Here is a 17,781-nt window from a genome sequence, read left to right as displayed (position 1 = left end):
TGTTATAATGTTTCTTAACCCGATTGTTAAATTAAATAAGGTTAGGAGGACATAATGATGTTAGATTTGAACCAAATGGCCGAGGTATGCCGAAAAGAGGACTATTTAGATGCTTCTTTATATAAGAAACATAATGTAAAAAGAGGATTACGCGATCTAGATGGCAAGGGAGTTTTGGCTGGTTTGACCAATATTTCCACGATTCATCCGCAAATCATGTCCGGTGATAAGGTTATTTCCAAATATGGTGAATTGCGTTATCGCGGAATTGATATTAATGAATTGGTTAATGGCTTTGTTTCAGAAGAGCGTCTGGGTTTTGAAGAAGTGAGTTATCTGTTATTATTTGGTACTTTACCAACCGAAGTTGAACTAGCTGAATTCAAAGCTTTAATCGGCAAAAGACGAACACTTCCCACCAACTTTGTACGTGATGTTATTATGAAGGCGCCGTCACATAATATTATGAATATGATTTCTCGGAGTGTCCTAACATTGGGATGTTATGACGATAAAACGGATGATATCAGTATTGAGAATGTTTTAGATCAAAGTTTATCGTTGATCGCAACGTTTCCAATGATTGCTGTCTATTCTTACCATGCTTACAATCACTACAGTAAGGGCGATAGCATGTATATCCATCGTCCGGATGAAAACTTGAGTACTGCAGAGGCTATTTTGACAATGCTGCGTCCAGATAAAAAATATACCAGCCAAGAAGCCCAAACATTAGATATGGCGTTGGTGTTACATATGGAACACGGCGGAGGGAACAACTCGACTTTCACAACTCGAGTCGTTACTTCTAGCGGCACAGATACTTATTCAACAATCGCAGCGGCCTTAGGCTCATTAAAGGGACCTAAGCATGGTGGGGCCAACATTAAGGTGACCCAAATGATGGAGGACTTAAAAGAGAACGTAAATGATTGTGAAGATGAGAACGAAATTCGAGATTATTTAGAAAAGATTTTAAATAAGGAAGCCTTTGATAAACAAGGACTAATCTACGGTATGGGTCATGCGATTTATGCTGAGTCTGATCCGCGAGCTGAAATTTTTAAACGATATGTGGAAAAATTAGCGGCAGAAAAGGGATCTGAGGCCTCTGCTGAATTTAACTTATATCGTAAAGTGGAGCGTTTAGCCCCTGAAATCATTTCTGAAAGACGTAAAGTTTACAAGGGAGTCAGTGCCAATATTGATTTCTTTAGTGGTTTTGTTTATCACATGTTGGATTTACCCCAAGAATTGTATACACCGATGTTTGCGATCGCGCGAATCGTTGGTTGGTCAGCACACCGTATCGAAGAGCTGATTAATGTTCAAAAAATCATTCGGCCTGCTTATATGGAAGTTTCCGAAGACCGTGAATATCAAAATATTACTGAGCGCTAAAAACATCCGTCAGAATCTTCTTCTGGCGGATGTTTTCTATTCTGTAATCAATCCTAAGTCAACACAAGCTTTCCAAATACCATCGTCATTTACAGCAGTTGTCACATAAGCGGCTTTTTCTTTTAGGGCTGGTGCAGCATTTCCCATGGCAACGGGAAACCCTACAGCATCAAACATGGTAAAATCATTTTCTTCATCACCGAAGGCTAGTGCTTGTTTGGCCGTGATCTTCATTGAGTCACAGATTTTATGAATTCCTTCTGCCTTTGTCCCAGTTTTTAAATGGATATTAGCCGCAACTGGAGCGACCTTTTCTACGATAAGCGGGGAATCTATCCCTAATTTGAACTCTGTTTTTTCACTCCAAGGAACGATCAATTGGATGACATTTTTCGGGAGCGGATCTGTTTTTTTCAGCAAGATCTTTTTAGAGGAAGGGTCTCCTATATATTGATTTGTCTCGAAGCAATACAATTCATGAGGAGTTTCGATTAAACATTCTATATTCAGCTTTTCTAAATGATCTAAGAGCTCTGCTAATAGCGGTTGAGGGATTACATTTTGATGAATCATTGTTCCTTGATAATGTACACAATTTCCATTGGATGAAATAATGCTGTCCACGCCTAAATTATGAGCCATATCAGCTAAAGTACCATAATGCCGACCGGAAGCAATCACGGGTTCGATCTGGCGTTCTTTTAGTTTGTGTAAAGCCAGCTTTGCAGAATCGGGAATTCGTTTTTCAAAGGACAAACCATGAGGTAAGTTGTTATCGGCCAGGGTACCATCAATATCAAAAAAAGCTACTCGATAATTTTTCATGCGAACACTCCTCGTAATGTATTTCAGAGCTAGTAATTACTCTGTAAAAAATCGAAACTAAAACTTTAAATATTTTCTTTTACAATTAGTATAAAAGAAAGTTAAAGAAACATCAGCTCAAATTTTTAATCAGCAATGATTTAATGAAAGGAATGTGGAAAATGATTGTAATCATCACGGGAGCGACTCATACGGGTAAGACAGTTTTAGCACAAAGATTATTGGAGACATATCATTATCCTTATTTGTCAATTGATCATCTGAAGATGGGCTTGATCCGAAGTGGCGAAACAGAGTTAACGCCAGCGGATGATGAAGAACTTACACTCTATCTATGGAACATTTTAAAAGAGATCATTAAAACAGCGATTGAAAATGAACAAAATTTAATCATTGAAGGGATATATGTTCCCTTTAATTGGAAACAGTCTTTTTCTGAAGAATATTTGGATCAGATTAGTTATTACTGTTTGATTATGACGAAAAACTATATTGAGACTCACTTTTCTGATATTAAAAAGTATGCAAATACCATTGAAAAAAGGCTGGATGATTCGGATTTTACGATGGAAGATTTGATTAAAACCAACAGTGAAAATCTAATGATGTGCGAAAAATACGCCTGTAATTATTTATTGATTGATGAAACCTATAACTTTGAGGAGGACTTACATGAGAGTAGAATCAAATAAGCGTGAAGATTACCTACAGGATTTACCAGAGATATGTTTGTCTCACCCTTTACTGAAAAGATTAAGTCAGAAGCTCTTTAACAATACTAAAAATGAAATAGAAATCATTCAAAGAGCCTTTCTATATGTCAGAGATCAGATCGATCACTCTTGGGATATCCAAGCAGATGAGGTAACCAAAACTTCTGTCGAGGTACTGAGGAGTGGACACGGAATTTGTTATGCCAAGGCAAATCTGCTAACGGGATTATTGCGAAGCGTTGGTATTCCTACAGGTTATTGCTATCAAAAGTTGCGGCTCTTTGATGATGAAGAAAAGCGCTATTGTATTCATGCGTTAAATGCTGTTTATCTCGAGATATTGGAAAAGTGGATCAGGATTGATGCGCGGGGAAATAAGCCGGGAATCAATGCTCAATTTTTTTTGGATAGAGAACAATTAGCCTTCGAACCCAATACCAATCTAGGTGAGCAAGATTACAATGTGATCTTTACAAGACCAAATAGAGAAACTATGCTTATTTTGGATAAAAGCACAGATGCATTGAGAATGTACGGAAATGAACTGCCGGATTCGCTTTAGGAGAGAAGCTAAGTTGTTGTCTTTCCAATCGCTTGGAAATTCGCTACAATGATAAAAAAGATAGTTGGAGAAGACAAGATGAAGAAGATTACAATTAAAGAAGTTGCAGAAGAAGCGGGCGTTTCGAAAACAACGATCTCGCGCTTTTTAAATAAAAATTACGGTAATATGTCGAAGGAGACAAAAGAAAGAATCGCAGAAGTGATTGAACGCTTAAACTATCGGCCCAGCAAACAGGCCCAAGCGTTGAAATCAAAACATAGCTATTTGATTGGAGTCGTAGTAGCGGATATTTCTAATATGTTTTCTTCATTACTTTTGAAGGGAATTGGAGAGGTTTTAGAAAAAAGCGGGTATCAAATGATTATCATGGATGCGGCAAACTCAATCACTCAGGAAAAAGAACTATTGGAAAAGTTGTTAGATCAAAGTGTTGAAGGAATTATTTTACAGCCTTCTTCAAGACAATCGGCAAATTATACATTTATTTCAGAGCGTAACATTCCACTGCTATTGGTGGATAGGCAAACGGATCCAGTGCAATGGACCTCTGTGTTGACCAATAATCGTGCTGCGACAAGAGAGGTATTGGAAAAAGCGTTGGCAAAGGGCTATGAACAGGTAGTTGTCATCAGTGAACCGATTAAAGACGTCAGCACTCGACAATTACGCTACGAAACAGTCGATCAAGTGGTAAAGGAAGCAGGAAAGCAATGCCAGCTGATCGAAATTAGTCAGGAAGAGCAAATCAGTGATAGGTTATCAACTATTCTTGAAGAGGATTTACAGACTTTGCTGTTTGCTTCCAACGGTCGAATGCTGATGGATGTCTTGACGTGGTTGATTCACCAAGAAATCGCCATTCCAGAAAAAGTAGGCGTGACTGGATTCGATGATTGGAATTTAACAGAACTTGTCGGTCCTGGAATCACCAGTGTGGAACAGCCTTCAAAAAAGATTGGTGAAGTTGTAGCCGAGCAATTATTGCAAAAAATGACGACGAAATCAGAAGAGGTTCAAGAAATAATCGTACCTTCCACTGTTCGTTGGCGAAAATCAGTGTAATCGAAGTTATTTTATAAAATAAATTTTAACAGATAAGCCTTGTTTGGTAACCGGTTTCCAAACAAGGCTTATTTATTTTGCTGTAAGGCAGATGTTTTTTAATTTTGAAATCGTTGACATTTTTTGGAAACCGGTTTACTATACAAATATAGAAACCGGTTAACTAATTGAAAGGACGCGATTTTATGAGAGATAATAAGCTTGTACTTAATTTTTTAGTTTATGCAGATAGAGTAGCTAATGGTGCTTTACAAAGCGATTTATTACAGGAAATATCTGATTTAGGTTTTACCCAAGTTGAGATTCGGAGAGAGTACTTTAAAGATATTAAAAAAGAGATTCCTGTTATCCAATCAGAGGCAGAACGATTGGATTTGAAGTTATTTTACAGTGTTCCTGATGAGGTCTATGTGAATGGGAAAATCAATCCTAAGTTACAACAATACTTGATTGAAGCTAAGCAAATGGGTGTCCAGCACATCAAATGGAATATTGGCGATTTTAATGGAGAACTTCATGAAAATGAATTGAAAGCGCTTGTTGATTCTGGAGTTGCTATCTCAATTGAAAATGATCAAACTCAAACTTCGGGAACGATTAGTGCTATCAATACTTTTATGAATGCTATTAAAAAAACTGATTTATCAATTGGTTACGTTTATGACCTTGGTAACTGGCGGTTTGTTGGTGAGGATGAAATAAAAGCTGCAGAATTATTAAAAGACTATGTTCGCTATATTCATGTAAAGGATGTAGAAGTTGAAAAGGGACAGCCACAAGCAATAGGACTTGATCATGGTGATATTGATTGGCGTAAAGTTTTACAAATACTACCTCAGGATGTATCGGTTGCAATCGAGTATCCTACAACCGCAAATGACGAAATTTTAGAAGCCAAAGAATTATTGGAGAGTGAATTCTAATGACTGAACAACAAACAAAAATCGATCCAGAAACATTTGCTTATCATTTTATGGAAACGATTCATCGACCTGAAATAGATAAGGAAGATATGGAGGCAGCGGCAAAAGAAGCTTTAGCTGCTTATCTGACTGGTTATTATTTGATCCAAAAATTCAATCATTTGGAAAATGATTTCTTTGTTGAAGATCATGCAAAACCAATTTCAAAATACCAGCGCATCTTAAGTGAGCTAAACAAATATTAGGAGGTGAAGGAACATGGGTAGCGCGATAACAGGAATATTATTAGCCGTAACTTTCATTATTTTTGTACTCTATGCGATGAAGGGCGGCAACTTGACTGTTGGGTTCTTCGTAATGGCAATCTTATGGACGATCATCGGAATGGTGCCGTTTAACACAGCTGTAAAAGAAATCTTTACCGAGCCTGTTTTAAATTATGGGAAAACGGCTGCGTATATTATCTTTGGTTCCTGGTTTGGACGAGTGTTAGTTGATACTGGAATCGCAGGAAGTATTAGTCGTCGCACTGAAAAAGTCGGAAAGAAAAGTCCTGTCTTAGCCACTGTTTTGATCGCTCTTGTAATCGCTTTAATCTTTACAAGCTCTTATGGAGTTGGATCGGCTATTGCGGTTGGTGTCATTCTGTTTCCAATTATGTTTTCGATTGGGGTACCAAAAAATATTGCTGTTTCCGTTTTTACGATTGCTATTGGTGCCGCGATGTATGTCAATAATGTGCTGTTTGTACAATTTCAAGTGTTCTTTCCGAAAGTAGCATGGGGCCCTCATTACCAACGCTTCGGCTTTGTGGCAATGGGCGTGCAAATGGCGATTCTGATACTGTTCATTTTGTTTAACGCGAAGAAAATTCGAAACGGCAAACCTGAAATTGTCGAAAGTGATTTGAAAGAAGAGGTAATGGAAGTTCCGATTTGGACGTATGTATTACCAGTTATGCCTGTAGCCTTAAGTATTTTTGCTAAATGGGATGCTGTACCAGCCCTTTTACTTTCGACCATCATTGCTTTTGCTGCAACAGGCAATATGAAACGCTACAGCAAATTTGTGACGATGATGAATGAGACGGCTAAACATGCGATTAGCGATATTGCTGGTTTATTGATTATGTTGTTTGTCTTAACTATGTTTCAATCGGCAGCAGTGCATGCAATGTCAGGTTTTACGAGTGTCTTTCAAGAAGTCATACCAAGCAGCAAGCTTGTCTTAATTATTATCGTAGCTATTATCGCGCCGCTTTCTTATTTCCGTGGCCCACTAATGCTCTATGGTGCTGGTGCTGCAACTGCAGCAATTTTAGTTGGAACGGGAATGTTTGACCAATATTTCTTGTACGGTCTGTTAGTCGTACCGTCTATGATGGGTGTCTCAGCTTGTATTACTCAATCATGGAATTTATGGTCTGTACAATATGCCGGTTTGGATACTAAAACGTTCTTAATGACAGGACTGCCATGGGCGTGGGCAGCAACTGTTTTGAATTTGATTGTTGCCTATATCTTACTTTAAAGGAAATCAATGAATTTTAGTTGCAAATTAGTTTTAATAGTAAGCTGTTAAAAAATAACTAAAAAAGGAGTAATTAACATGAGTGAGTTTTTAACTATTGGTGAGCCAATTGCATTGTTCGGATCTGAGGAAGTCGACAAATCCTTAAAGGATGCTTGTCATTTTCAAAAATTTTTAGCAGGAGCGGAGGTTAATGTCGCTGTCGGCGTTTCTCGTTTAGGTCATAGCAGTGAATACATTACACAAGTCGGAAAAGATCCCTTTGGCGAGTTTATTATTGATCGCCTGCATGAAAATAAAATTGGGACAGATTATATTTCTGAAACGGCTGACTTTTGGACAGCTTTTCAATTAAAGGATCGCGTTAGTCAAGGAGACCCAAGTATTTTTTACTTCCGCAAGGGTTCGGCTGCCGCCCATTTTGATCAAGCAATACTAGATAAAATTGACTTTTCAGAGGTGAAAATGGCCCACTTATCCGGAATTTTTCCAGCTATTTCAGCTGAGGCCCAAGAAGCCTTCCGCTATTTGATTCATTTATTAGAAAAGAACAATATCCGTACAACCTTTGATCCTAATCTTCGTCCGCAGCTTTGGGCGAGTCAGGAAGAGATGGTGGAAACGATCAATGATTTAGCATCACATGCTGAAATTGTCCTTCCAGGAATCAATGAAGGTGAAATTTTGATGGGCAGTCGTGATCCGGAAGCAATTGCGGACTTCTATTTGAACAATGGAGAAGCAACGAAAACAGTGATCGTCAAGCTAGGAACTGAAGGAGCTTATGTGAAACAAAAGGATGGTACAACTTTTACTGTACCAGGGTTTAAAGTAGCGGAAGTTGTAGATACCGTCGGTGCTGGCGATGGCTTTGCAGTTGGGTTGATCACTGGCTTGATCGAAGGGAAATCTTTAAAACAAGCGGTTATTCGTGCTAATGCCATTGGAGCGATGGCCGTTCAATCCCCTGGAGATAACGATGGATATCCAACTCCACAGGAATTAAAAGAATTTTTACAACAACAGGAAGTGGAAGCATGAGATTACAAGCAGCAATTGATCGCATACCATTAGAAGAGGCGGTTGCGTTAGCCGAACAACTAGATGGTAAAACAGACATTTTAGAAATGGGAACCTCCTTAGTTAAGGATTATGGCAATCTAGCTATCGAGAAATTGAGAGCAGTTTTGACCAAGACCGATTTACTTGTAGACAGTAAGACCATCGATGAAGGTGCGTATGAATTTAATCAAGCTTTTCGTCACGGTGGAGACATTGTAACTGTGATGGGCGCAGCCTCAATAGATACTTTAAGCGTATGTTATGAAGTCGCCGAAAAACAGAATAAAACAATGATGATCGATTTACTTGAAGTAACGGATGAAAAAATTGAAAAAATCCAGATATTTCCTAATGCTATCTATGCCTTGCATCACTCAGTTGATCGGAAAGATTCGTTTGATGCGACTGCAAGTGTCGAAAGCTTTCACCAAAAATTCCCCGAAATCAAACGCTTGGCGATCGCAGGCGGAATCGATTTGACACAGGCGGAGTTGTTAGCAGATCAAGGATTAATTGAAGTTGTCATTGTCGGGTCAAAAATCACTAAAGCGGAAAATCCGCTGAAAGCAGTAAATGAATTCATGGGAGCTGTTCACAAATGAAAACAATCGAAACAATCATGCAAGAAATTAATCAAGTAATGGAGTTAGTTGATGAAACGGAACTGGAACAAGCCTTGCCACTGTTTCAAAAAAATAAGCGAATCTTTGTAATTGGAGCGGGTCGCAGTGGATTTCAAGCGAAGGGCTTTGCAATGCGTTTGATGCATATCGGCTACACTGATTATGTAATGGGAGAAACGATCACTCCTTCGATTCAAAAAGGAGATACTTGGGTAGCTATTTCCGGATCAGGTACCACTGAAGGAATTGTTTCAGATACCGAAACAGCGAAAAAATTAGGACTTGATATTGTTGTGTTAACGAGTGCCAAAGAGTCTCCATTAGCCAAGCTTGCTGACAAAGTTATTGTAGTGCCTGGCGCCACAAAGACTGGTGCTGGAGTAAAATCTGTTCAGTTATTATCAAGTTTATTTGACCAGACAGTGCACATCACCTTGGATGCCTTAACCTTGAAGCTTGCTCAGCGTGATCAAACTTCCAATGAAGATGCTCTTCATGAGCATGTCAATGTAGAGTAGGTGAGCAAGATGAAAAAAATGGAACGATTAACACGAATTGAACATGCTGGTGTAGTGGCAGTTGTCAGGGAAGATTCTCAAAAACGTGCCATTGAGGCAGCACGCGCCGTCATAAAAGGCGGGATTAAGGGGATTGAAGTTACTTTTTCTGTACCGCAAGCAGATCAAGTAATTGCTCAATTGAAAGAAGAATATCAAAATGATTCCAGCGTAACGATTGGTGCAGGAACAGTTTTGGATGCCGTTACTGCTCGTTTAGCGATTCTAGCAGGTGCAGATTTTGTTGTTAGCCCTTGTTTTGATCAGGCTACGGCAGAAATGTGTAATTTTTATCAAGTTCCTTATATACCAGGTTGTATGACAATTACTGAGATGCAGCAGGCAATGAAAAGCGGCGCAGATATCGTAAAACTTTTTCCTGCGAATAATTTTACTCCCCAAATGATTAAAGCAGCAAAGGCCCCACTTCCACATGTGAACATTATGCCGACTGGCGGAGTGAATTTAGAAAATATAGCAGCCTGGAAGCAAGCGGGAGCAATTGTTGTTGGTGTTGGCGGCAATCTATTTAAGGGTGTCAATGATGATAATTACGAATTAGTTTCTCAAACCGCTAAACAATATATTGAGGTGTGGCGAGAAAACTAATTGCTTAACATTTTTTTCATCGTTTTTTGAGATAGATCGTGCAAGAATCACTTTGCAGATATTTTTTCTCCATTGACAAGCTGAAATATCTCTGATATTTTATTAGCAATTGATGAAACGCGTTGATAAAGAAAGTAAAGTAATCATCTTTGTTAAAGAGAGTTCCTGTTTGGTGAGAGGGGATGCAGAGCAATTACTTGAAAATGGCTTTTGAGCGGATTTCCCGAAAATTTAAGGAAATACGGATGCCCCCGTTAACCAGGCACAGTCTCCAAGAAAAATTTTGGGTACTGATCGAGGTGGAATCTGTGAGGATTTTACGATTAAAGGTGGTAACGCATAGTCTATGCCCTTAGCAATTATATTTGCTGAGGGCTTTTTTGTGTTTCTTCCTTAACTGGGATGACGATCTTGGTAGGAAATTGAATCACTGATAACTTCAACAATAAGTGTAAAATTGGAAGGTGGAAGAATAATGGCAGGATTTTTAGTAGTTCAAACGGATTTTGGTTTGCAGGATGGCGCAGTCAACGCGATGTATGGAGTAGCTTATCAAGTTGAACCGACTCTAAACATCAATAATTTAACACATGAGATTGAACCTTATAACATTCATGATGCAAGCTATCGTTTATTACAGGCGGTCACTTATTGGCCAGCAGGAACTGTTTTTGTATCTGTGGTTGACCCCGGCGTTGGCTCAACCCGTCGCAGTGTCGTCGCAGAGTTGAAGGATGGGCAATATGTAATTACGCCAGATAACGGAACATTGACGTATTTAGCTCAATATGTCGGAATTAAGGAAGTTCGACAAATTGATGAGGAGAGTCAACGTCTGCCCGGCTCATCTGAAAGTCACACATTCCATGGTCGAGATGTCTATGTCTATAACGGTGCCCGATTAGCTAGCGGTAAAGTAGGTTTTGCTGAATTAGGAACGATTATTCCAAGCAGCGAATTAGTGACGTTCCCCTTGATCGCTCCAGAACAAACACAAGATAAAATTACGGGAACGATTGATATCACCGATATTCGATTTGGCTCGTTGTGGACGAACATTCCTGTGGATTATTTCAAAAACTGGCAAGTTGAATATGGACAAAGCCTGCTAGTAAAAATATACTATCAAGGTGTGGTCCGTTATCAAGATGAAGTTGTTTTCGGGCGTTCCTTCGCTCAAGTGGCACCGAATGAAGCAGTTCTTTATATTAATTCATTATTAAATGTTGGATTAGGGATTAATTTGGATTCATTCTCCGCAGTTTATAAAATTGGTACTGGCAACGATTGGACGATTGAATTGACTAAAAATTTAGGGTATTAAGCATTTATCAAATAAAAAAGGGGTATAAAGTATGAATAAGAGATTTACGGTAAAACACATTGTAGCAATTGGGATCGGTGCGGCGGTTTTCTTCATTTTAAAACGATTCGTGACGATTCCTACAGGCATTCCTAATACGGATATTGCAACGGCATATCCTTTCTTAGCATTATTAGGTGTCGTTTATGGGCCAATTGTTGCTGGATTGGCAGGGTTTATCGGTCATGCATTAGGTGATTTAACAACGTATGGAGCATGGTGGTCTTGGATCGTTGCTTCAGGAATTTTAGGTGTATTTTTCGGTTTGTTAGCAAAGCGAATTCCAATTGAACAAGGCATTTTCGGCAAGAAAGAAATCGGAACCTTTTTAGTTGGTGAAACGATTGCTAATTTAGTCACTTGGGTGGTTATCGCACCGATTGGGGATATCTTGATCTACGCGGAAGCACCAAGTAAAGTCTTTACTCAAGGTGTCGTTGCCGGAATCACGAATTCAATCGTAACAGGAATTATTGGCTTTATTTTATTAAAAGCGTACGCACAAACGAAGACGAAAAAGGGCAGTTTGAACAAAGAAGCTTAGAACGTGAGGATATAAAATGATCGAGTTTCGTGATTTTACATTTCAATATGACAGCCAAGCTGAACCGACATTGAAAAAGATCAATTTGACGATCAATCAGGGAGAAAAAATTTTGATCATGGGGCCCAGCGGCTCAGGAAAATCGACTTTGGGAAAATGCTTGAATGGGATCATTCCGCAAAATGAAAAGGGCACTTTTACCGGCAGTTTGATGATCAATGGGAAGACTTTTAGCGAATCATCAATTTATGATCTTTCTCTTGATGTCGGTACGGTATTGCAAGATACAGATAGTCAGTTTGTCGGCTTGACCGTTGCAGAAGATATCGCCTTTTCTCTGGAAAATGAAATGATTCAACAAGCAGAAATGCGAGAAGCAGTCAATCATTGGGCGGAAAAAACTAATTTATTAACGCAGTTAGAAAAACGGCCGCAGGATCTTTCTGGTGGTCAAAAGCAGCGGGTGACAATGGCGGGGGTGCTCATCGATGAAACACCGATCCTACTATTTGATGAGCCGCTAGCCAATCTTGATCCTCAGACCGGCTATGAAGCAATCCAAATGATTGATCAGTTATATCAATCGCAAAAATTTACAACGATCATTATTGAGCACCGTTTGGAAGAGGTTTTAGCGGCACCCATCGATCGTGTTGTTTTGATGAACGAAGGGGAAATTGTTGCGGATATGACACCGACTGAATTACTTAAAAGTGATTTATTAACCAGTTACGGGATTCGTGAGCCGCTTTATATCACTGCGTTGAAGCGTGCAGGGATTTCTTTGAATGGTTTTTCTGATCTAACGCAAGTCGATCAATTGGTTTCACCAGAAATTTCTGCTGCTTTGGCAAAGTCGCAAGGTGAATTTAAACCTATCCCAATAAAAGAGGTTCCATTATTAGCATTGAAGAAAATTTCCTTTGGTTTTGGCAAAGAGCTAGTGATTAAGGAGATTGATTTGACGCTTTATCAAGGTGAAATGGTCAGTTTAGTCGGACATAACGGTGCTGGCAAATCAACTTTATCCAACCTGATTACTGGTTTCTACCCATCGCAAACAGGGGAGTTATTATGGAAAAATCAATCAATTGCCTATGAAAGCATCAAAGAACGTGCGGACAAAATTGGTTACGTGCTGCAAAATAGTAATCAAATGCTGTCGAAGAATATGATCTTTGAAGAAGTTGCCTTAGGATTAGAAAATCGCGGAATTGAAGCGGACAAGATCAAAGAGCGAGTATTCGATACGCTAAAGGTTTGTGGTCTTTATGAGTTTCGTAATTGGCCGATTTCTGCGTTGAGTCATGGACAAAAGCGTCGTGTAGCGATTGCTGCCATTTTAGTGTTGGAGCCGGAGCTGTTAATTTTAGACGAGCCAACTGCGGGTCAAGATTATTATCATTATAATGAGATGATGAACTTCTTGCGCAAATTGAATCAGCGGGGAATTACGATTTTAATGATTACCCACGACATGCATTTAATGCTTGAACATACGCAACGAACATTGGTCTTAAAAGAGGGAGAAATCATCGCTGATGAAACACCCGCCAAAGTGTTATCTTCAGCAGAGCTTGTCAATTCAGCGAGCTTGCGTCAAACAAGTCTCTATCATTTAGCAAAAAATAATGATTTAACAGATGCGACTGGTTTTGTATCAGCCTTTATCCGGTACGACAAGGGAGGAGCCTATGGAGGGAAGTAATTTAATTGGTTATTTGCCGAAGAAAACTGTGATCCATCAACTCAGCGGTTTCACTAAACTTTTATGCTTTTTGCTGATCTCTGTGGTTGGGATGATTTCTTATGATACACGTTTTCTATTAGGGCTGGCGATTTTTTCAATAATTTTATTTCGCACAGCGCGAATTAGTTACCGCGAAATTTCGTTTGTGGTGAAATTTATCGCCTTTTTCTCACTTCTAAATCTGTTGACGGTTTATTTATTTGCACCAGAATATGGAGTAACGATTTATGGCACGCGCCATGTCATTTTTGAAGGGATTGGACGCTACACCGTGACGCAAGAGCAGCTTTTTTATGAATTTAACTTATTGATCAAGTATTTTGTGACCATTCCGCCAGGTTTAATCTTCATTCTGACTACGAATCCTAGCGAGCTTGCCTCAAGTATTCATCGGGTTGGCGGGTCTTATAAGATCGCTTATGCCTTTTCTCTAGCATTGCGTTACATTCCAGATATCCAAGAAGATTTTCGAACGATTTCTAAAGCGCAGCAGGCCCGAGGAAACGAGCTTTCTAAAAAGGCTTCACTAATGAAGCGGGTACGGGGAAATTTAACGATCGCGATTCCATTAATTTTTTCAAGTTTAGAACGAATCGAAACCATTTCATCCGCTATGGAGCTGCGTCGATTTGGGAAGAAAAAGGGGCGAACGTGGCTGTTGGCTAAGCCGCTAAAACGTAATGATTATTTAGCGTTACTATTAGTTGTCATTTTGTGTTCGGTTGGAATCGTCTTATTAGTTGTCAATGGCGACCGCTTTTATAATCCATTTCGCTAAAAAAACAGAACTTTCTGCACAAACGCAGAAAGCTCTGTTTTTTTATATTATAAATTGTACGATCTTATCAGATCATAATTTACTGATTTTATTCAGCACGATTCGCAATTCCAGGTATAAATTTCAAACAGTAAAGAGCGCATAGTCCAACAATGATATAGATGATTTTTGCGAGAATCGCTGTGCTTCCACCAGATATCGCTGCAACTAAATCATATTCAAAAAGACCTACTAATAACCAGTTGATTCCACCAACGATCAACAAAATAAGCGCGATAATATCTAGATATTTCATCTGTAAAACCCTCCCTTCTGATTTGTTTAACAGTACCATAGTTGGATGTCCTACCATATTTATCTGCTCAAAAATTGTTTTTTCTTATTTTATGTAATGGGAAAATGCTTTAAACAAATGAGAGCTTTTTTTTCCTAATTGAAAATTGTTTTTTTATCTTATAGATAAGAGGTAGGAACTCCATTTAATGATGCATCTAACAGACAAATTCTTTTTAGATATTGTGCATTTTAAACGAGGTGTTTTTTTCGCGAAACGCTTTCTCTTATAGATGTAAAAGTTTGCTCGAAATCAATAAAGCGAAGAAGGAAAAGTTGAAAAATGGGAGTAAAATAGTCAGAATTGCATCAATTGTTCCAAGAGAAAGTCTATAAAGCTGGATTATCCGAAGAACACGCAGACATCATCAGTGATATATTGACTTTTACCGATATTCTTATGGAGCAAATTGTTCCGAGGGAAGTGACGAGGGAGGAATAATGATAAAAGAAATGGTCGTCTTATCAATTTGTCAATCAGGCTGATGGCAGTACCTTTTTGGAGAAATCATATCCATTTAGTTTAAAAACTGAACTTTTTTTAATTATGGGAACTATCTTGCGATTGAGCGCGTATAATATAAGTAAGAGAATCTGGAGGCAGAAAGGAAGCGTGCTAAATGTTGAATCCATTTATCAATACAGGACTAGAAGTTGCTTTAAAAGACCTTTTTCGTGATAAATACACTACTGGCCAAGTTTACCCTGCTACTGCTACCGATGTGTGTAAAGAGCGTTTGATTGTTTACGTCTATCCTAATAGCTTGAAATGTGTTTTTGTTGATCAGGAGCAAGAAGCCTTAGAGCAGCTTGCTCTAAATGAAGAAGAGCGGTGAAAAAAGAGGTTAAATTAGGAAAGAAGCAATTTTCATCTTGAAAGGGCATTTTATTGAAGGTCATATTTTAATACAGTGTTGGTATTATAACAAATTTTTAAGGGAAGTTATTATACTTCCCTTAATCGTACTTTTTAGGAAATTTGCAAACTATTTTATATAAGGTATATATTCATTTTATTCAATAGGCAAGTTGTGCTGTTTTAAGAAAGATAGCTTATCCCAGTAACCTCTTTGAAATAAAATTTTATTATTTACTATTTGAAAAAAACCGCAACCTCTCAAGCCTAGTGGGTCACGCCATTCTAAAATTGCCCATTGGCCATCTTCGAAAATGTTTTCAACGATACAAACCATTTTTGCGTTAGAAAAATCTTGTTCAAACATTTTCTTTATAGCTTCTTTCCCAATAACTGGCTCATTGGCAACCTGATGGTTTATTGCATTATCATCATATAATTCTGAAATGATTTCTACATCTGCATTATTAAATGCATCGACCCATTGGCAAAGTATTTCTTTTGGTGTCATATAATTTACCTCCTTGGTATGTAATAATTTCTATTTGCAATATAAAACGAGTGTCTAATTGTATTAATATATTCTACTTTTACACTTAATTTCAAGACAATCTATATATTAAACATATACAGGTTCACGGTCTTTGAAATCTATAATTTATCGATTTGAACATTTAGTTAAAAAGGTGAGGTACTCATAACCGAGTCTCACCTTTTTTATTATTGAATTTTGTCTAAGATTAATTGGGCACAATCAATTTGGTTGGGAATAGTGCCTGCTTCATCCTTCACACGCCAGATATCGGGAGTGATCTCATCGACGACGTACATTTTTCCTTCTTCGTCGTAACCAATTTCAATTTTGAAATCAATCAAAGTCAAGTTCATTTCCGCCAATGCCTCTTTAAGAACAGAACCGACTCTAGTTAAGATATCCAGCCCTTCATCGTACTGATTGGGTCTCAAAATACCCTTCATTTGACATAAGCGATCTGTAATTAGCGGATCGCCTTGTTCGTCATCTTTTAAGGTAACTTCTAAATAGGGTGGATCGAAGGGTAATCCTTCTGGCAGGGTAAAACGACGACACATACTGCCAGCAGTGAAATAGCGTAGTACAAATTCTAAATTAGGAACGGTTAACTGCCGAACCTTCATTATTCCTTTGTCGATGTCTGCGTCAAGATAATGGGTAGGAATCCCATTTTTTTCCATCAATTCAAAAAAATATTTGGAAATAATTAAGCCAATTTTCCCCTTTCCTTCAACACTTCCGCCAACAGTGTTTGAGCCTGGGTCAAAGACGCCATCTTCACCAGTTGCGCTATCTTTAAATAGTAAATAGACTTCCTTGTTTTCCTCATCTAGTAATACTGTTTTTGTTTTCCCATCGTACAATTCTTTCATTTTTTCCCGCCTTCTCTGAAATATCCAGTGTTTTAAAAAATGATAACATTGGATATTTTTAGTGTCGATGATTTTTCGGATTTTATTTTAAAAAACACGTCTAATGTTCGGATTTATTTGAGAAAAGGGTGTAAAATGCATTTGAATTTAAATATAAAGTGCTTTTTTCAGAATTTAACTCTACTGTCTGCATTCATAAAACTACTGTTTCTTAATCGGAGTACAAAAAGTTTTGCATTTTTATCTATAGAAAAAAGCCAAAGTGCTGTTAAATCAGCACTTTGGCTTTTCTATGAAGATAATAGTATGGAGACGGCGGGAGTCGAACCCGCGTCCAAACATATCGACACTTAAAAATCTACGCTCATAGTCATACTATTTAAGCTTCGCTTTGTCCTCTGCCGCATGACAGGCCGCGGACATTGCTAGTCTGATAGGCTCTTTTACAACTTGCAGACGGAAAGTTGTAACGTATCCCACTTAGAATAGGACCCTTACTCGAGTACATGGGCGATACCGAGAGGATCTACGCTAACTGTTTTTAGGCAGCTAAAGCGTAAGAGTTATTGTTGTTTTTAGCAGTTATATTTAACTGTAACGTTTTTACGTAGACGTAACCTACGAAGCGCAATTCAAGCTCAAACTATGCCTGTCGAATCCGTAACGTCCCCCTAATGAATATTTTTGTTGCAAGAAAAAGTATAACATCTCGTTATAAAAAAAGCAAAGAAGTAAGTGAGAAATGAAGAATTTGTTGCGCTAGAATTCAAAAAATTGAAGAAAAAACAAATAGTTAGTGAAGATACGGGTAAGGTAATGGTTGAAAAAAATGAAATAGAGTATACTTAGAATGAGAATCAGATGATACCAGGGGGTTAAA

Annotated in this window: 20 protein-coding genes, 1 other RNA gene and 1 other annotated feature; of the genes, 16 read left to right on the top strand and 5 right to left on the bottom strand. The window is 38.3% G+C overall.

Features of this window, described 5'->3' with window-relative positions; translation table 11 throughout:
• The first annotated feature begins 75 nt into the window (after positions 1-75).
• On the top strand, positions 76-1,401 hold the full coding sequence (locus tag IGI52_RS05345; protein ID WP_369905946.1) for a citrate/2-methylcitrate synthase: 1,326 nt from the start codon (positions 76-78) through the stop codon (positions 1,399-1,401).
• A gap of 36 nt (positions 1,402-1,437) precedes the next feature.
• Here the strand turns inward: IGI52_RS05345 and IGI52_RS05340 are convergent, their stop codons facing one another.
• Positions 1,438-2,226, bottom strand: a complete 789-nt coding sequence (locus IGI52_RS05340; protein WP_438780662.1) for a Cof-type HAD-IIB family hydrolase — start codon at positions 2,224-2,226, stop codon at positions 1,438-1,440.
• Between the two features lie 161 nt (positions 2,227-2,387).
• Here IGI52_RS05340 and IGI52_RS05335 point away from each other — a divergent pair, with 161 nt between their 5' ends.
• From IGI52_RS05335 to IGI52_RS05270, 14 genes are all read left to right on the top strand, one after another.
• The gene (locus tag IGI52_RS05335) at positions 2,388-2,918 is read left to right on the top strand and encodes an adenylate kinase (RefSeq protein WP_438780661.1); all 531 of its coding nucleotides are present in this window, start codon (positions 2,388-2,390) and stop codon (positions 2,916-2,918) included.
• Positions 2,899-3,501, top strand: coding sequence for a transglutaminase-like domain-containing protein (locus tag IGI52_RS05330; protein WP_438780660.1), 603 nt, complete (start codon positions 2,899-2,901; stop codon positions 3,499-3,501). Before IGI52_RS05335 ends, IGI52_RS05330 begins: the two co-directional genes overlap by 20 nt.
• Before the next feature lie 78 nt (positions 3,502-3,579).
• Entirely contained in the window at positions 3,580-4,566 is a 987-nt protein-coding gene (locus tag IGI52_RS05325; protein ID WP_438780659.1) for a LacI family DNA-binding transcriptional regulator, read from the top strand.
• A 185-nt stretch (positions 4,567-4,751) separates the two neighbouring features.
• On the top strand, positions 4,752-5,489 hold the full coding sequence (locus IGI52_RS05320) for a sugar phosphate isomerase/epimerase family protein (RefSeq protein WP_438780658.1): 738 nt from the start codon (positions 4,752-4,754) through the stop codon (positions 5,487-5,489).
• Positions 5,489-5,734 carry a hypothetical protein gene (locus IGI52_RS05315; RefSeq protein WP_127978860.1) on the top strand — a complete coding sequence of 82 codons (246 nt, stop codon included), beginning with the start codon at positions 5,489-5,491 and terminating at the stop codon, positions 5,732-5,734. The genes IGI52_RS05320 and IGI52_RS05315 overlap by 1 nt, the downstream gene beginning before the upstream one ends.
• 13 nt (positions 5,735-5,747) lie before the next feature.
• Positions 5,748-7,019: a gluconate:proton symporter gene (locus IGI52_RS05310; RefSeq protein WP_311861218.1), complete on the top strand. Its 1,272-nt coding sequence runs from the start codon at positions 5,748-5,750 to the stop codon at positions 7,017-7,019.
• 78 nt (positions 7,020-7,097) lie between these two features.
• The gene (locus IGI52_RS05305) at positions 7,098-8,060 is read left to right on the top strand and encodes a sugar kinase (protein WP_438780657.1); all 963 of its coding nucleotides are present in this window, start codon (positions 7,098-7,100) and stop codon (positions 8,058-8,060) included.
• Positions 8,057-8,683, top strand: coding sequence for an orotidine 5'-phosphate decarboxylase / HUMPS family protein (locus IGI52_RS05300; protein ID WP_438780656.1), 627 nt, complete (start codon positions 8,057-8,059; stop codon positions 8,681-8,683). Before IGI52_RS05305 ends, IGI52_RS05300 begins: the two co-directional genes overlap by 4 nt.
• On the top strand, positions 8,680-9,222 hold the full coding sequence (gene hxlB, locus IGI52_RS05295) for a 6-phospho-3-hexuloisomerase (RefSeq protein ID WP_438780655.1): 543 nt from the start codon (positions 8,680-8,682) through the stop codon (positions 9,220-9,222). The genes IGI52_RS05300 and hxlB overlap by 4 nt, the downstream gene beginning before the upstream one ends.
• 9 nt (positions 9,223-9,231) lie before the next feature.
• Positions 9,232-9,870 carry a bifunctional 2-keto-4-hydroxyglutarate aldolase/2-keto-3-deoxy-6-phosphogluconate aldolase gene (locus tag IGI52_RS05290; protein ID WP_438780654.1) on the top strand — a complete coding sequence of 213 codons (639 nt, stop codon included), beginning with the start codon at positions 9,232-9,234 and terminating at the stop codon, positions 9,868-9,870.
• Between the two features lie 113 nt (positions 9,871-9,983).
• Positions 9,984-10,227 (top strand) — a binding site (T-box leader).
• Between the two features lie 118 nt (positions 10,228-10,345).
• Positions 10,346-11,194, top strand: a complete 849-nt coding sequence (locus IGI52_RS05285) for an SAM hydrolase/SAM-dependent halogenase family protein (protein ID WP_016182133.1) — start codon at positions 10,346-10,348, stop codon at positions 11,192-11,194.
• A 31-nt stretch (positions 11,195-11,225) separates the two neighbouring features.
• Entirely contained in the window at positions 11,226-11,777 is a 552-nt protein-coding gene (locus IGI52_RS05280) for an ECF-type riboflavin transporter substrate-binding protein (RefSeq protein WP_016182134.1), read from the top strand.
• Positions 11,778-11,793: 16 nt separating this feature from the next.
• On the top strand, positions 11,794-13,485 hold the full coding sequence (locus tag IGI52_RS05275; protein WP_438780653.1) for an ABC transporter ATP-binding protein: 1,692 nt from the start codon (positions 11,794-11,796) through the stop codon (positions 13,483-13,485).
• Positions 13,472-14,305 (top strand): energy-coupling factor transporter transmembrane component T family protein, encoded by an 834-nt coding sequence (locus IGI52_RS05270; protein ID WP_438780652.1) that lies wholly within the window; start codon positions 13,472-13,474, stop codon positions 14,303-14,305. The genes IGI52_RS05275 and IGI52_RS05270 overlap by 14 nt, the downstream gene beginning before the upstream one ends.
• Before the next feature lie 88 nt (positions 14,306-14,393).
• Here the strand turns inward: IGI52_RS05270 and IGI52_RS05265 are convergent, their stop codons facing one another.
• On the bottom strand, positions 14,394-14,600 hold the full coding sequence (locus IGI52_RS05265; protein ID WP_016182137.1) for a DUF378 domain-containing protein: 207 nt from the start codon (positions 14,598-14,600) through the stop codon (positions 14,394-14,396).
• A 658-nt stretch (positions 14,601-15,258) separates the two neighbouring features.
• Here IGI52_RS05265 and IGI52_RS05260 point away from each other — a divergent pair.
• Entirely contained in the window at positions 15,259-15,474 is a 216-nt protein-coding gene (locus IGI52_RS05260) for a hypothetical protein (protein ID WP_438780651.1), read from the top strand.
• Positions 15,475-15,651: 177 nt separating this feature from the next.
• Here the strand turns inward: IGI52_RS05260 and IGI52_RS05255 are convergent, their stop codons facing one another.
• From IGI52_RS05255 to ssrA, 3 genes are all read right to left on the bottom strand, one after another.
• Complete coding sequence (locus IGI52_RS05255; RefSeq protein WP_102871109.1) at positions 15,652-16,005, bottom strand: nuclear transport factor 2 family protein; 354 nt, start codon at positions 16,003-16,005, stop codon at positions 15,652-15,654.
• Between the two features lie 209 nt (positions 16,006-16,214).
• Entirely contained in the window at positions 16,215-16,901 is a 687-nt protein-coding gene (locus IGI52_RS05250) for a phosphoribosylaminoimidazolesuccinocarboxamide synthase (protein ID WP_102871110.1), read from the bottom strand.
• Between the two features lie 304 nt (positions 16,902-17,205).
• Positions 17,206-17,572, bottom strand: a transfer-messenger RNA (tmRNA) gene (gene ssrA, locus IGI52_RS05245).
• Positions 17,573-17,781: the final 209 nt, after the last annotated feature.

The sequence above is a fragment of the Enterococcus sp. DIV0187 genome (genome assembly GCF_051713785.1).
Classification (GTDB): domain Bacteria; phylum Bacillota; class Bacilli; order Lactobacillales; family Enterococcaceae; genus Enterococcus_A; species Enterococcus_A avium.
Note: the sequence above shows the minus strand (reverse complement) of the source record. Positions and strands in the feature narration are given on the sequence as shown.